Annotated in this window: 16 protein-coding genes; 7 read left to right on the top strand and 9 right to left on the bottom strand. The window is 63.5% G+C overall.

All coding sequences use genetic code 11. The annotated features are described in order from the left end of the window. Window positions 1–18: 18 nt before the first annotated feature. The 3 genes from rtcA to EA462_RS01235 form a co-directional block, all read right to left on the bottom strand. Window positions 19–1161: an RNA 3'-terminal phosphate cyclase gene (gene rtcA, locus EA462_RS01245; protein WP_124176758.1), complete on the bottom strand. Its 1143-nt coding sequence runs from the start codon at window positions 1159–1161 to the stop codon at window positions 19–21. A gap of 5 nt (window positions 1162–1166) precedes the next feature. Continuing rightward, entirely contained in the window at window positions 1167–1991 is an 825-nt protein-coding gene (locus tag EA462_RS01240) for an MBL fold metallo-hydrolase (RefSeq protein ID WP_124176757.1), read from the bottom strand. 294 nt (window positions 1992–2285) lie between these two features. Further along, a complete protein-coding gene (locus EA462_RS01235) occupies window positions 2286–3740 on the bottom strand; it encodes an ATP-binding protein (RefSeq protein WP_124176756.1) in 1455 nt (484 codons plus the stop codon). Window positions 3741–3853: 113 nt separating this feature from the next. On the opposite strand from EA462_RS01235, the gene EA462_RS01230 reads away from it, so the two are divergent. Beyond that, window positions 3854–4222, top strand: coding sequence for a universal stress protein (locus tag EA462_RS01230; RefSeq protein WP_124176755.1), 369 nt, complete (start codon window positions 3854–3856; stop codon window positions 4220–4222). 2 nt (window positions 4223–4224) lie between these two features. Continuing rightward, the gene (locus EA462_RS01225) at window positions 4225–4812 is read left to right on the top strand and encodes a GNAT family N-acetyltransferase (RefSeq protein ID WP_124176754.1); all 588 of its coding nucleotides are present in this window, start codon (window positions 4225–4227) and stop codon (window positions 4810–4812) included. 20 nt (window positions 4813–4832) lie between these two features. Here EA462_RS01225 and EA462_RS01220 read toward each other — a convergent pair whose 3' ends face one another. After that, the gene (locus EA462_RS01220; RefSeq protein ID WP_124176753.1) at window positions 4833–5294 is read right to left on the bottom strand and encodes a universal stress protein; all 462 of its coding nucleotides are present in this window, start codon (window positions 5292–5294) and stop codon (window positions 4833–4835) included. A 99-nt stretch (window positions 5295–5393) separates the two neighbouring features. On the opposite strand from EA462_RS01220, the gene EA462_RS01215 reads away from it, so the two are divergent. Together EA462_RS01215 and EA462_RS01210 are read left to right on the top strand one after the other, a co-directional pair. Beyond that, the gene (locus tag EA462_RS01215) at window positions 5394–5849 is read left to right on the top strand and encodes a universal stress protein (protein ID WP_124176752.1); all 456 of its coding nucleotides are present in this window, start codon (window positions 5394–5396) and stop codon (window positions 5847–5849) included. A 151-nt stretch (window positions 5850–6000) separates the two neighbouring features. Further along, complete coding sequence (locus tag EA462_RS01210; protein ID WP_124176751.1) at window positions 6001–7215, top strand: DHH family phosphoesterase; 1215 nt, start codon at window positions 6001–6003, stop codon at window positions 7213–7215. Here the strand turns inward: EA462_RS01210 and EA462_RS01205 are convergent, their stop codons facing one another. From EA462_RS01205 to EA462_RS01190, 4 genes are all read right to left on the bottom strand, one after another. Continuing rightward, on the bottom strand, window positions 7216–7833 hold the full coding sequence (locus EA462_RS01205; protein ID WP_124176750.1) for a winged helix-turn-helix transcriptional regulator: 618 nt from the start codon (window positions 7831–7833) through the stop codon (window positions 7216–7218). A 110-nt stretch (window positions 7834–7943) separates the two neighbouring features. Then, window positions 7944–9122, bottom strand: a complete 1179-nt coding sequence (locus EA462_RS01200) for an SPFH domain-containing protein (RefSeq protein WP_124176749.1) — start codon at window positions 9120–9122, stop codon at window positions 7944–7946. 62 nt (window positions 9123–9184) lie between these two features. Next, window positions 9185–9838 carry an NfeD family protein gene (locus EA462_RS01195; RefSeq protein WP_124176748.1) on the bottom strand — a complete coding sequence of 218 codons (654 nt, stop codon included), beginning with the start codon at window positions 9836–9838 and terminating at the stop codon, window positions 9185–9187. A gap of 197 nt (window positions 9839–10035) precedes the next feature. Further along, window positions 10036–11007 carry a sugar phosphate nucleotidyltransferase gene (locus tag EA462_RS01190; protein WP_124176747.1) on the bottom strand — a complete coding sequence of 324 codons (972 nt, stop codon included), beginning with the start codon at window positions 11005–11007 and terminating at the stop codon, window positions 10036–10038. A gap of 175 nt (window positions 11008–11182) precedes the next feature. Here EA462_RS01190 and EA462_RS01185 point away from each other — a divergent pair, with 175 nt between their 5' ends. The 3 genes from EA462_RS01185 to EA462_RS01175 all read left to right on the top strand — a co-directional run bounded on the left by EA462_RS01185 (window position 11183) and on the right by EA462_RS01175 (window position 13270). Then, entirely contained in the window at window positions 11183–11473 is a 291-nt protein-coding gene (locus EA462_RS01185; protein ID WP_124176746.1) for a transcriptional regulator, read from the top strand. A 182-nt stretch (window positions 11474–11655) separates the two neighbouring features. Next, the gene (locus EA462_RS01180; protein WP_124176745.1) at window positions 11656–12018 is read left to right on the top strand and encodes a DUF7344 domain-containing protein; all 363 of its coding nucleotides are present in this window, start codon (window positions 11656–11658) and stop codon (window positions 12016–12018) included. Window positions 12019–12118: 100 nt separating this feature from the next. Continuing rightward, window positions 12119–13270: a saccharopine dehydrogenase family protein gene (locus tag EA462_RS01175; RefSeq protein ID WP_124176744.1), complete on the top strand. Its 1152-nt coding sequence runs from the start codon at window positions 12119–12121 to the stop codon at window positions 13268–13270. A gap of 142 nt (window positions 13271–13412) precedes the next feature. Here the strand turns inward: EA462_RS01175 and EA462_RS01170 are convergent, their stop codons facing one another. Beyond that, entirely contained in the window at window positions 13413–14726 is a 1314-nt protein-coding gene (locus tag EA462_RS01170) for an MATE family efflux transporter (RefSeq protein ID WP_124177173.1), read from the bottom strand. Between the last annotated feature and the right edge of the window lie 6 nt (window positions 14727–14732).

Here is a 14732-nt window from a genome sequence, read left to right as displayed (position 1 = left end):
TAGGCGTGAAAACGGAACTCAGCCGTCGAGTGGTGTGACCGAGACGACCGTCCCGCGCCCGTCCTGTTCGCGCTCGACGGCCCCACCAACGGCCTCGAGCAGATCGCAACTGGCTTTGACGTGGTCGGTACCCGAAGGGATGCGAATCCGTCCGCCGGCGATCGCGAGCACGACCAGTAGCTGATCGGCCAGGTGTCGGTCGACCGGTGCGGCCCCCGTGAGGTGTCGGAGGGCCGCATCCGCGGCGAGTTCTCCGACGCGTTCGGCCGGCGTTCCTCTCTCTCCGAGGGCGCCGAATCCGACGGCCCCGGTCGCGTAGTCGAGTCGGAGCACGATCGCGGTTCCCGGACAGTCACTCCCCGCGGTCGTCTCACGGCGTTCGATCGGCTCGAGGACCGATCCGTCGCCGTCGCGATCGGCGTCGACCGCCGCTCCGAGATTCGACTCGAGTCGTTCGAGCGCACCCTCCGCCTGTCGATGTGCCACGTCGCGGTCGGAAAGCGTCGCCGCTTCGGTCGAATAGAGGCGAATTCCTTCGAGCGGACCGCGCTCGAGCAGTTCGATTCGATCGAATCGAGACGGCCCGAGGTGAAGCGTTGCGCGTCCGCCGCCGTCGGGATAGAACCCCCGACGGTCGACCTCACAGGCCACGGAAAGACCGAACGTTCGGAGGAGCGGCAGTTTCACGTACCGTGTGTAGTCGATCGGGGGCGACCACTTTACGTCCGTTCCGCCCGATACCGTCACCGAGAGCGGCGACTCGAGGACGCTCGCGAGCGGAACGAGCGCGTCGAACAGCAGCGTGATGCTGCCAGCGGTTCCGATATCGACGGCGTAGTCGCCGCCGTCGAGGCTCCCTCGTCGGTCGGTACGTCGGGGACTGGAACGATCGCTTCGGCCGCCACGACGCCCGTTGGTCGGAAGGTCGGGATCGAACTCGATCGTCTCCGAGCCGACCCCATCACCCGACACGTCGGCGTCACAGATCTCCGCGATCGTCTCGAGGACGGCCAGGTGCTGGTGACGAAGACCGGGCGTCGAACGATCGCCACGGACGTTTTCGATGCGGATGGACTCGTTTCGGACGACCGAGAGGCCGAGTGCCGTTCGAAGGAACTGCCCGCCTGCGTTCGATCCATCGAGTCGGTGGACGGGTGTCATGGGGATCAGAGAACGTAGGTTTCGCCGTCGATCGCCAGTGGCTCGTCGAACGCTTCGTCTGCCGGATAGAAGTGTGCCAGGTGAACCAGTCGGGTCTCAGAAGCGTTCAGTTCGTCGGCGAGTCCAAGCGCGCCCTCCCGCGTCATGTGTTTCGTTCCGAACGTTCGAGGAACGTCGTCATCGTCGACGTGTCGTCCACCGAGGGGGTGATACTCACAGAGCGAGGCCGGAACGATCGCATCAGCGAGCAACAGGTCGGGGTCGGCAAGAACCGCCCGCGATCGGTCGGAGATGCCAAAGCTCGTGTCGCCGGTCAACGAGAGCTTTGTTCCGGTCATCGGGTCCTCGATTGCGACGCCGTAGCAGACGAACGGCGGGTGTTCGACGGGAACCAGCGTGAGGTCGAACCCGCACACGCGGACGGATTCGTGTGGAGTCGTCGGTCGAACCGTGACCGCGTCGAGATAGTCGTACTTGGATTCGATCGTCTCTGCGACGCTCTCTCCGGTGACCGAATCCGTCTCGTTGGCCGCGTAGACCTCGAGCGAGTCGAGGAGTCGAAAGACGTTGCCGAGCCCATCGAGGTGATCGAAGTGAATGTGGGTAACGACGGCCGCGTCCGGGAGCGAAACCTCGTCCCGGAGGAACTGGTACCGAAAGTCGGGGCTGAAATCGATCAACAGCGACTCGTCGGTCCGTTCGTTCTCGACGTGGACCGAAAAACGGGTGCGCTCGAGACCGCGCTCGCGCGCTTGCTCGCAGGTCTCACAGTCACAGCCCACGGTCGGCGTCCCGGTCGTGTCACCGGTGCCGAGGAGCGTTACGCGCATCGGTACGGTGCGCTCGAGGGCGAGTCGACGGGACGGCTCTCGTTATCGTCTTCTCGCATCCGTTCACCAACCCGAACTGGGCGAGTCGTTCGTCGGGATCCGTCGATCATTGTCCCCACGTTGGTGACCGGTGTATAAAGGATGTTTCCTCACGCGGGCCGGTGTCGGCCGTTCCCACCTCAATCGGTTTCGTCCGTCCTCGGAGTGATCAGTGTCTCCCCCAGATCCCTCGCGAACGCCGCCCTCGAGAACCGAGTACGAACGGTCTCGGACGAGCGCTGAAAGACGGCGTTCTCAGTGGTCGTGGTCGTGACCGTCGTGGCTGTGGTCGTGGTCGTGACCGCCGTGGCTGTGGTCGTGGTCGTGACCGCCGTCGCTGGCCTTCCCGAGATCGCCGCCCGCGACGAGCGCGTCGTGATCGCCCTCGATCATGTCCATGTTCTTCAAGCTATCACGCTCTTCGAACTCCTCGACGGCGTTCAGAAGATCTTCCTGAGTCAGCGTCGTCCGGTCTTCGGTCAGGGCCTCGAGGACGGCCTCCCGGAGGACCATCCGGAGGTCGCTGCCGGTCAGTCCCTCGGTTATTTCTGCGATAAGCTGTGGGTCGAACTCCTGGATATCCATCGTTCGGGTGATGACGCGGAGGATGTCCGCCCGCATGCCGTAGTCGGGTTTGGGGAAGTTGATAATCTCGTCGAAGCGCCGCCAGGCCGCGTCGTCGAGCTGGTCGGGATGGTTGGTCGCACCGATCAAGAGCACGTCGTCTTCGATCAACGAGATGTTGTCGATGCTCTTGAGCAGCGTGTTGACTGCGCGCTTGAGCGCGGCGTGTTCGTCGCTGCGGCGGGTCTTTGCGACGAAGTCGAACTCGTCGATAAAGAGGATACACGGCGAGAGTCGTTTTGCGACCTCGAACGTCTTGTCGACGTTCTTTGCGGTCTCTCCGAGGTACTGGGAGGTAATCATCGAGAGTTTGACCTCGACGAACGGGAGATCCATGTCCCTGGCCAGGGCCTGTGCCGTCGAGGTTTTGCCGGTCCCCGGCGGACCGACGAACAGCAGCTTTCCGATCTCGCGCAGCCCGATCCGTGCGAGGTAATCGCGGTGTTCGATCGCTTTCGAGATCTTGTCGATCTCCGACTCCTGGCCCTCGGTGAGGACGAGATCGTCGAGCGTGATATCGACCTCTTCGGGAGCTCGAACGTCCACGAGATCGAGCATGTCCTCGTCGTCGTCCTCGTCGAAGTACTCCTCGAGCAGCCCGTCGATCCAGACGCGGTCGGCCTGGATTGGGCGGTTCCGCGAGCGTGCCTCCTCGTGGCTGACCTCGACGTCGAACTCGGCGTCCGGATCCGACTCGAAGTGCTTTGCGAGCGTCGGGTTCTCGAGCAATCGGTCCTCGTCGACCCGCTCGACGAACCACTGCTCTGCCATCTCCTCCTGGGCGAGCGTGATCGTTCCCGAGAACTCGTCGCGTTCGGTGAACATCAACTCTGAGACGGCCTCCCAGGGCTGATCGACGCCCGTCGCCTGGCGGGCCGTACTGTTCGTCGCGGACAGCGGTCGACTGATCCCGGAATACGTGCCCGTTCCGCCGGTCTCGTCGCCGGTTCCGTCCTCACCGTCGCCCCCGGTCCAGAACACCCGGCGAAACGCCGGTGGCAGATCGTTCTCGTCTAACGTCCTGTCGTCCGAATACACGCTCGTCGTGAGCAGAAACTCGACGACATCGAGCGCCGCATCACTCATTCCGCAACCGTAGTCGCCACACGCTCTTAACAGCGTCGTCATCGCTCCGACGGGACCGTGAGGTCGAGTCCACCCGGCACAACGATTTTCGTCCGTCGGCACACAGTGGGGGTATGAACGTTCTAGTGGGTCTCGGCGGCAGCGACGAATCGGACAAGACCCTCCGTCGAACGATCGAACGAACGGAAGCGGTCGGTGACGACCTGACCGTCGCCGTCCTCGAGAAACCGGATACGAAACGATCTCAGGAGGAGACGTACGAGCTGGCCGAGGCGCTCCTCGGAGATGCAGACGTCGACGCGGAGATCGTCAGACTCGAGGGTGATCCGGGAAGCTCTCTCGTCGACTACGCAGAGCAAGGCGAGTACGGTCAGCTCGTGATCGGCGGCGGCACGCTGAGTCCGATGGGCAAGATTCAGCTCGGCTCGATCACCGAGTTCGTCCTGTTGAACGCGCCGACAACGGTCAAACTGGTGCGATAACGATGTCGAACGAGCGAACGTATCCGGACGAACCAGCCGGTCCGTTCCCGTCGCCAGACACGGCGTTCGAGGATCGTGACGGCCGATCGATCGAGATACGGGCACCGGAGTCGATGACGAACGGAGCCCTCGACGACATCGTCGACATGTACGTCCGGTTCGATCCGACCGATCGAGCGCAGGGAATCCCGCCGACGGGCGAAACGCGGATCAGGAGCTGGCTCGAGGGAATCACCGACCGCAGCGTCAACGTCGTCGCCACCCACGGAGACGACGTCATCGGTCACGCGATGCTCGTCCCCGACGTCGACGATCCGCCGTCGCTCGACGACGCCGGCGACGCCGAGTGGGAACTCGCCATTTTCGTCCTTCAGGAGTACCAGCGGGCCGGGATCGGTACGGAGCTACTCGAACATCTGCTCGGACACGCGGCCGACGTTGGAATCGAACGGGTGTGGCTGACCGTCGAGCGGTGGAACCAGCCGGCGATCGCCCTTTACGAACGCGTCGGATTCGATTCGACCGGGACCGAAAGCTTCGAACAGGAAATGGCGATCCTGCTCGAAGCGGGCGGCGAACGGAACCGATAACGATATCGGCGGCGACGACTTCACACCGAGAGGACGGGCTGGCTCGCGTACGAGAGAACGTATTCGGCCGCCTTTTCGAGGACTTCGGCCGCGGCGGTATCCGTGACGGGCTCTCGAGGGAGGACGACGAAATCGGCATCGATCTCATCGGCAGTGTCGAGGACGACGTTGCCGGGATGGCGCGTTTTGCGGCTCTGGGAGAAGCCGTCGTCGACGGACGTCGAGAGCGTGACGCCGGCGGCATCCGCGACGGTACTGACGTTCTCGAAGAATCCCTGCGTGTTTTCTGCGATCATGTCCTCTTCGACCGTGCCAGCATCCATTCCTCGGACCACACCGCGACCGAGCACGTAGAGCGCGTGGACGGACGCGTCGTAACGCTCGGCGACGGAGATCGCGTACTCGACGGCGGTTGCGGACTCCTCGCTCCCGTCGACCGGCGCGAGGACGGTATCAACGGAGAACGGCTCGCGGTCATCCATGGGTCCACTGCGTCGGCCGACACAAAAAATCCTCCCCCGCCGTGAGGCCCCGCGGAGTCACCGGAGGTGTTTAAGCCGTTCCACCCGTAACTGCTCACCATGTTCGATACGGTCGTAGTCGCGACGGACGGCTCCGAGAGCGTCAAGCGAGCCGTCGACGTCTCGCTCGATCTAGCGCGTCGGTTCGACGCCGACGTTCACGCGCTCTCGGTCGTCGACGCCGGCGAAGTCGACGCCTCGCCCGAACAGCTCCGAGACGAACTCCGTGCGGCCCTCGAGACCCACGCCGACGCCGCGCTTGCGACCGTCGAGAGCCGATCCGGCGGCGACGTGACGACCGCGGTCCGCGAGGGCAGACCCGCCGCCGAAATATGCGAGTACGCTCGGGGGATCGACGCCGACCTCGTCGCCACCGGTACCCGCGGTCGCCACGGCGAAAACCGACTCCTGCTCGGAAGCGTTGCCGAACGGATCGTCAGAACCTCACCCGTCCCGGTACTGACGGTTCGACAGCTCGAGCCGTCACAGAGGACCGAATCGACGGCAGACGCCTGATCTCTCGGCGGCATTCGCGTCCCTTTCGACCCGATTCTTTCCGGTTCCGGATCGATCACCGACGGCTGACCGGAGAGCCCTCACCGGTCACGACGACCAGTTCGACGCCCGAGACCGGCGATTACTTCCCTCGCCATCCCACAGAAGAGGTATGTACGACGATCTCATCGACAGCGGCGAGTTGCCGATCGCTCGCAAGTCCGTTCTTCCGGGGACCGGGTTCTTCCTTCCCGACACGCTCGAGGACGACCTCGAGGAGGAACGAACTGAAGCGGCGCTCGAGGGGACCGACGTCGCCGTGATCGCGGATCCGGACGCCGACGGATTGGCCTGCGTCGCGTTGCTTCGAGAGTACTACGACGACGTCCAGCGGGTTCCACAGCCCGACGTCGACGAGTCCGATAGCGATCGGGAGGTAGAGAGTGACGAAGACGAAACCGCTACGGCCCAGACCGGAGAGTCCGAGGCACCGCTTGCGGAACTCGAGCCGACGCCACACGGCGTTGCGCTCGTTCCCGCAAGCCCCCACGACGTCGAGGACGCGCTGGCTCGCGTCGGCGAATACGGCGACCGGGGAATCGACATCTACGTCTGCGATCTCTGTCCGGATCGGTACGAGTACGTCGAAGACGAGCTCCAAGCAGCGCTCGAGACGGCTTCCGGCGTCGCCTGGTACGACCACCACCAGTGGGATGACGACGTTGCCGACGCCGTTCGCGAGGCCGGCGTCGACCTCGTCGTCGGTGACTCGGACGAAGAGTGCAGCGCAGACGTCGTCTACCGGTCGCTCGAGTATGAGTTCGATCCGATCTACGAGGAGCTGGCTGCGGTGACGCGCGATCACGACCTCTGGCTGCGCGAGGACCCACGAAGCGACGACCTGGCGGATTACGCCTACTGGACGGATCCCGGAGAGTACGTGGAAGTCGTCCGCGAGCACGGCGCCGACCTGCCAGAATGGGTCCAGTCGTACATCACGGAGCGCCGAGTGGAAAAAGAGGCGCTGATCGACCGTGCGGTCGCCCGGAGCGAACTCCGAGAAATCGGAGAGTACACCGTCGGTATCACCTACGGCCGGTGCTCACAGAACGAGGTCGCGGAGGCGATGCGCGAGAACGGAGCTGACGCGTCGGTCGTCGTCAAACCCGCGGGATCGGCCTCGATCCGCGGGACCGACGAATTCGACCGCTGTCACGAGGTTGCCGACAGGGTAAACGGCGGCGGCCATCCGAAGGCGGCGGGCTGCAAACCCGATATCTACGACGACATGCTCGACTACGCGACTCACTGGACCTCCCGCGGTGCCGTGACGAAACGGGTCATCCTCGATGCGTTCCGTGAGGTCGTCGAAGACGGCTCCGACTGATCAGCCGTCGTACTCGAGAAACTCGTCCGCGTTCTGGGCGAGTTCGACCGCGCGATCGCCGAAGGAATCGGCGTGGCGGACAACGAGTAACAGGACGGTTTCGGGCTGTTCGACCGCGTATCCGTCCTCCCGAGAGAGCAAGCCGGCGTCCTCGAGTTCGCTTGCGTACTTACTGACGGTCGGAGCCGAGACGTCGAGGGCCCCGGCGAGGTCCCCTGCCGTCGCATCCGGATTCGACAGCAGCGTCACCAGCATTCCACGCGGCGTATCGCGTCGCAGATAGCCGAGTGCCTGCCGTTCGAACTCGTCGAACCGACCGGTCGGGACGAACCGTTTGTAATCTCCGTCGCTGTAGTGTTCGATGGCGTCGAGCTCCTCGAGTCGTCGAAGGTGATGCTGGGTTTCACCGGTTCCGAGCTGGAGGTCGTCACGGATCTTCGAAAAGTGCGCGCCAGGTGTGGTCGAGAGATAGCCGGCGATCGCGTCTCGGGCGTCGCTTTCGCCCGTTTCCGCGGATGCCGATTCGGAGAAACCCGCGATTGGAGCCGCAGCCCCGACCGCAGCGAATCGACGCAGGGTCGCTCGTTTGTCGTCGTCGACCCCGTCCGGCGATGTCATAACTACCTACTGGCAAGACGAGCCGACCGGTAAAACAGGTTTCGCTCTGCCTCCTTCATTGCAACTGGACTGTCTCAATAATTGAACGCCGGAACCGGGGAGACGCCGCGTCAGTTGTTCGTCGTCGTGTCCTCGGCGTCACCGCGGTCGTCGATACCGCCGTCGGTCTGTTCCTGGAAGTCCTGATCCATCTCCTCGATAACGTCTTCGGGATCAGAGATCGTCGACGGATCTTTCCCCTCTTTGATCGCCTGGGCTTCCTGTTCCATCGCTTCGACGTCCATATCCGCTTCCTGATCGATCTCACCGATGATCTCGGAAATGTCGTCGAGTCCGATCAGTTCGCGAGTCTCCTCGTTGAAGTCCAGACTGTCGAGTTTGTCGTCGCCGTCTTTGACGTCGCTTCCCGAGAGGTGCTTACCGTAGCGGCCGATCATCGAGGACAGCTCCTGTGGGAGTACGAACGTCGTCGACTCGCTCTGGCCGATCTCGGTCAGCGCGTCCATCCCCTTGTCGATGACCGCGCGTTCGCCCATCGATTCGGCCGAGCGAGCGCGCAGGACGGTCGAAATGGAGTCACCCTGTGCCTCGAGAATCTGGCTCTGTTTTTCACCCTGTGCGCGGATGATCTCACTCTGTTTGTCACCCTCCGCCTTCTCGACGGCGCTACGGCGTTCTCCCTGTGCCTCGAGGATCATCGCGCGGCGTTTCCGCTCGGCGGAGGTCTGTTGTTCCATCGCGCGCTGGACGTCCTTGGATGGGTTGACCTCGCGCACTTCGACGCTCTCGACGCGAATTCCCCACTCGTCGGTGGGTTCGTCGAGTTCGTGTCGGATCTTCGCGTTGATCTCCTGGCGCTTGTTCAGCGTGTCGTCGAGTTCCATGTCGCCCAGGACGGCACGGAGGGTGGTCTGAGCGAGGTTCGAGGTCGCCTTCTTGTAGTCGTCGACCTCGAGAAACGCCTTCTTTGCGTCCATCACTTTGATGTAGACGACGGCATCGGCCGTGACCGGGGAGTTGTCCCGCGTGATCGCTTCCTGACGGGGAACGTCCAACGTCTGGGTTCGCATGTCGAAGCGATAGGTGTTCGAGACGAACGGCGGAACGAAGTTGATACCGGGCTCGAGGAGCTTCCGGTACTCACCGAAGACCGTCAGTGCGCGCTTTTCGTAAGCGTCTACGATTTCGATCGCGCTGAGTAGCGCAGCGATGACGACGACGAGGACGAGTGCACCGATGAACAACAGTGCACCGCCCGTCGTTTGCATGGGCAGCAGTTCTAGGACCATAGCTCGTCCTTGTTGTGGTGACGGGAAAAACGTTCCCTTGTTTCAGAGACATGTGCGAGGTACTAGCTCGACTTCTCCGTTTCTCGCTCGGTGGCTGTGGACTCGTCGGTATCGTTGTCGGTGACGGTCGATTCGTCCCTGCTCGAGGGGAGTTCGGAGTCTTCGTGGACGTCAGACGACGGTTCGGATGCCGAGTCACCGTCGGCCGGAGTCTCTTCCGCGAGCGCACGATCGATCTCGTCGTCGGCGATCGAACTGAGCGCTTCGACGGTGAGGACGTTTCCGCCGCCGGGGTCGAGGACGATGATCTCTTCGCCCTCCTCGATCGAGCCGCTCGTCGTCCGTGCGCTGTAGAACGGCGCGAACCCGCCCTCGTCGAGTTTAACCTCTCCCTCTCGAGTCGTAATCGGCTCGGTGACGTATCCCGTCGATCCCGCGAGCGAGCCGGAATCGCTGGTCTGTGGGGTTCCTTTACCGCCGTAGAAGTCGAACTCGCGGTAGACGTACGTCGCGATCAGTCCGATGAACAGCGTAAGCGCCGCGAGGATGAACGGACTGGCGGCAGTCGGAAAGAGGACGCCGACCAGTCCCGCGCCGACCAGTGCAACGCCGATGACGATGAGGTGTGCACCGGGCGAGAGCGCCTCGAGCGCCATCAGGATGAGTCCCGCCGACAGAAGCACCAGCGGCATGTTCCCGAAGAGGACATCGAGCATAGTCGGTGCTTAGGGCTCGGCCCGATTAAATGTTTACTCGGCCGTCGAGACGGTTTGTTCCAATCGGTGACGGATCGAACAGAGAATTCGAAGGGGTTGCTGACGAAACCGTTCTACTGGACGGCTCGGAACGTGACCTCGAGACGGTTCCGGCAGTCGTTCGCCACGGCGGTCCGTCCGTCGTAGCGATCAGCTCGTCACGGCGGTCCGTTCGTAATGGTCGTGTGTGCGCCGATGAGAGCACCGGCGAGATCCAGGTCCTCGAGGTGAGTTCCCTCGTCGATGATCGAGCGCCTGATATCGCCGTTTTGGACCGTCGCATCCGAAAAAATGACGGCGTGATCGAGGTTCGTCTCTTCGAGGCGAACGTCGTTCATGACGTGGACGTTCTCACCGATCGTCGCGTTCTCGAGGGTGGCCGACTCCGCGACGAGCGAGTCACCATCGAGATGCCAGGAGACGGCGTCGAGATAGCTCTCTGGGGTTCCGATATCGAACCACGCATCCTCGAAGGTGTAGGCGTACGTCGGCTCGCGGTTCTGGAGCCACTGGACGAACCAGCCGGGCTCGTCCGGGTTGTTCCCCTCCTCGAGATACGTCGAGAGCAGGGAGACCGAATCGCGTGGGAACGCATAACAGGCGATCGAGACGAGCGTACTCTTTGGATCGGCCGGCTTCTCCTGAAAGTCGACGACACGATCGTCCTCGAGTTCGACGAGCCCGTAGGATTTGGCCTTCTCGCGGGAGCCGACGTCGTAGGCGGCGAGCGTCGGTGTACCCTGACGTTCGAAGTAATCGAGAAAGTCGGAGACGTCGAAACTGATCAGGTTGTCGCCCGCGATCACCAGCAGGTCGTCGTCGACGTCCTCCCGATCGATCAACTGCGCGAGCGCGCCGACGACGCCGAATTTGTCGTCTTCTTCGGTCGTCTCCTCGACCGAGAGCTGAGGTTTTTCGAACTCGCTTTCGGCCAGGTGCGCCTCGAAGTCCGGGGCAAAGCGTTCGTTCGTACTGACGTAGACCGAATCGACTCGCGTATCCGCCTCGAGTTCTGCAAAGATACGATCGATGACCGTCGACTCACCGATCGGAAGGAACATCTTCGGACGATGTTTCGTGATCGGCCACATCCGAGTCGCGTATCCGCCTGCGAGGACGACTGCCTTCATGCACCCCCGTTCGCCGCCACGAGGTAAGTTACTTCCCCTTTCATTCACCGCTCATTTATGTGCCCGAATCCCCGTCTGACGGGGTTTCAGGCCCTGTACCGGTAGTATCCGGTACCACTATCACTACTGTCAGTTTCGTCCAACAGTATAAGACGACCAAGCACTCAGTTTCGGTATGCGAGAGGCAGACGAAACGACCCGTCAGCGACTCGCTGATGCGTTACGATCGGAGCCGGCAACGCCGAGCGAACTCGCGGCTGACTTCGAGTTGACGTCGGGCGCGGTGATCGACCACGTCCACCACGTCGCCCGGTCGATCGACGCCGGCGACGACCGGTTCCTCGTCGCACCCCCGACCTGTCGTGACTGTGGATTCGACGATTTCGACGACCTGTTGAACCGTCCCTCGAGATGCCCCTCCTGTAAGAGCGAGTCGATCGCGGAGCCGACGTTCGCGATCGACTGACGGTCAACATTTCGGACATCCGTCGAGGATATTCGATACTAATATTTATCGTCGGGGAGAGGAACCGGTAGAGTCTCCCTCGATCGACAGGTAAGCGTCACAGCGGCTCGTGACGGCCAGCGATTCTCGTCCCAGTCTCCGACCATCAGTCCCAGAGCGCTCGAGGGAGCTCCGAGATACGAATGACTGCCTCGCCCCACCCCGAGTCCGATCGCGTCGAGTTCGTTCGTGCAGTACTCGAGTGGCTCGACGGCCGCGAAACGAGGGCCGACGCCGTCGACGCGTCGCTCGAGTTACTCGCGAACGAGCGTCGCCGGCTGTTTCTTCAGGTGATGCGAACCTATGGCGAAGCGCTCACGCTCCCCGACGCAGCCGAGGAGGTCGCCGTCCGTGAGACCGGTACCAGCGTCGCGGAGCTGTCGCCGGAGCACGTCGCGAACGTCTACATTTCGCTCTATCACGATCACATGCCTCGGCTGATCGACGCGGGATTACTCGAGTACGACCAGGAACGGGATCTGGTTACGCCGGTCGTCGTTCGCTAGCATCGATCGACGTCGCCGTGGGCGAGTCGATCCGAACGGACGGGGAGGATCGGACGACCGTCTGACGGAGCTTTAACACCTCGAGCGATCAACGCCAGGTATGCCGTCACTTCTCGTCTACGGCACCTACGGCTACACCGGCCGGTTGATCGCGAACGAAGCCGTCTCGCGGGGAGTGAACTCACTGACCGTCGCCGGCCGCGACGGCGAGCGCCTCTCCACGCAAGCGGCCGCTCTCGGCGTCGACGGACGAGTGTTCGACCTCGAGACGGACGACGTCGCGGCTCACGTCCGGGAGTTCGACGTCCTCTTGAACTGTGCGGGTCCGTTCGTCGAGACGGCCGATACGCTGGTCGATGCCTGTATAGAGACGGGAACGGACTACCTCGATATCACCGGCGAGTTTCCGGTGTTCGAGCGGCTCCGACAGCGCGACGAGTCGGCCCGAGACGCCGGCGTAACGCTGCTCCCGGGCGTCGGATTCGACGTCGTTCCGACCGACTGTCTCGCCCGATATCTTTCCGAACGGCTCCCGTCGGGCGACAAACTCACCCTCGGAATCAAAGGGAGGGGGACGCCCTCGAGCGGGACCGCTCGCACGCTGGCCGGGCTCGCCGGTGACGGCGGCGTCGTTCGTCGGAACGGTCGTCTCGTCAACGTTCCGGCGGCGTTTCGATCCAGACGGATCGACTTCGGGGACGGCCCCGAACACGCCGTGACGATCCCGCTTGGCGACGTCGTGACTGCGCCACGGAGCGCCGGCGTCGAATCGGTCGAGGTGTACGCCGCGATGCCGCCGTGGATGGCACGAGCGATGGCAACGGCCGATTCTCTCGCCGGATTACTCGAGATCCGACCGGTCGAACGCTCGCTGTCGTGGTTGCTCGAGGCGATCCTCGACGGTCCCGGTGATCGTGAACTGGCCGAGGGCACGATGACGATCTGGGGCGAAATACGCGAACGGGACGAACCGAGCCGACGCGTGCGAGCGAGACTCCGGACGCCGAACGTTTACGCGCTGACCGCCCACACTGCCGTCGGCGCGGCCGAGCGGCTGCTGGCTGGTCGGTCGGATGGGGAGGAGTCAGCCGATCGCGTTCCGCCCGGATTCCAGACGCCCGCAACCGCCTTTGGCTCGGAGTTCATCCTCGAGTTCGCGGGGACGGACCGAGAGCTTCTCGAGACGCCACGTGACTCGGACGATCCGGACCGAACCGTTCCCGGTTCCGAGGCGGACGGTGGGTGCCACTGATCGCCGATGGACACCCGATCGCCCGACGGAAGCGCGGTTCGGAAGCGAACGCGTGGCACCATCCGCTGTTCTTCGGACGACGGGGCCGTCGACCGTTGCTCGAACGTCGGGACCGTCGATCGTTGTCTGAGCGTCGGGGCCGTCAATCTTTGCCGGGTGAACTTCCCCGCTCCGCCATCATGGTCTGTGTCCGTTCGATCCAGCCGCCGCGATAGAAGCCACGGGCGACGTACGCCGTGGCCCAGACGTAGTAGACGACGATCGACGCATACAGCGCCGGTATGCCGTAGCCGAGGACGATCCCGAACGCGTAAGAAACGCCGAGCATGCCGAAGAACATGCCCGAGACCCGCCCGACGAACGGCGTCCGGGTGTCGCTCCCGCTCGTGAGTGCGCCGGAGAGGACGGCGTACAGCACGGTAAACGGCGCTGCGACCGCGTAGGCTCGAGCGAATTCGGCTGCAACGCGTCGCGTCTCTGGATCGTCCGTGAAGAACGCGACGAGCGGCTCGGCTCCGAGAAAGAGGAGCCCGCCCAGCGAGCCGACCGTCACGAGCCCCAGCAGCGCCGCAGCCCAGCCGTCGTATCGGGCGCCGTCGACGTTCCCGTCGCCCAGGTTCTGACCGACGACGATGCTGGTTCCCGTTCGATAACCGCGCGACAGCGGAGCGGTGATCTGTTGATAGACGCGGCGGCCGATCTGGTAGGCTGCGTTGACCTCCGTGCCGAAGACGAGCAAGATCGCGTTGAACGGGAACTCCATGACGAACGTCGACATCCCCTCGAGAATCCGCGGCGCGCTGATCTGGAGTAGCTGTTTCGTGATGGTCCACTGGCGCGGCCGGGCGAAGCCGGCGGGCGCCCACGACGTCCAGAGCGCGAAGACGAGCGCGAGAGCGGAGAGGACGTTGGCAACCGCCGTCGCGATCCCGACGCCGACGATCTGTAGTTGCGGGACCGGTCCGAGCCCCAGACCGAGGACGACGGTACCGACGATGTTGAGTCCGTTCGAGACGACGTTGACGTACATCGGCGTCCGCGTATCACCCGCACCCTGAATCGACCGCGAGGCCACGATTGCGACGTGACGTGCGGGACTGGTCACGAAGATGATCGCCAGATAGATCCCACCCATGCGAACGACCTCGGACTCGGCACCGAGAATGCTGATCGCCCACTGACCGAACAGCACCCCGAACACGGCGAACGGAACTCCAGCCAGTGCCCCGAGTATCACCGCCTGCGAGATCGCTTCGTCCCGGTTCCCGCTCTCTCCGCTTCCGGTGTCCTGACTCGAGAGCGCGATGACGCCGCTACCGAGGCCGAGTCCGATTCGAAGCGGCAGCCGAGCGTAGAGATCGGCAAGCCCGACGGCGGTGATCGCGGCGGGAGAGAACAGTCCGGTCACGGCCACGTCCGTCGTCCGCATGAGCGTCCGGAGGAACTGTTCGACCATCACCGG

The sequence above is a fragment of the Natrarchaeobius halalkaliphilus genome, from assembly GCF_003841485.1.
Classification (GTDB): domain Archaea; phylum Halobacteriota; class Halobacteria; order Halobacteriales; family Natrialbaceae; genus Natrarchaeobius; species Natrarchaeobius halalkaliphilus.
Note: the sequence above shows the minus strand (reverse complement) of the source record. Positions and strands in the feature narration are given on the sequence as shown.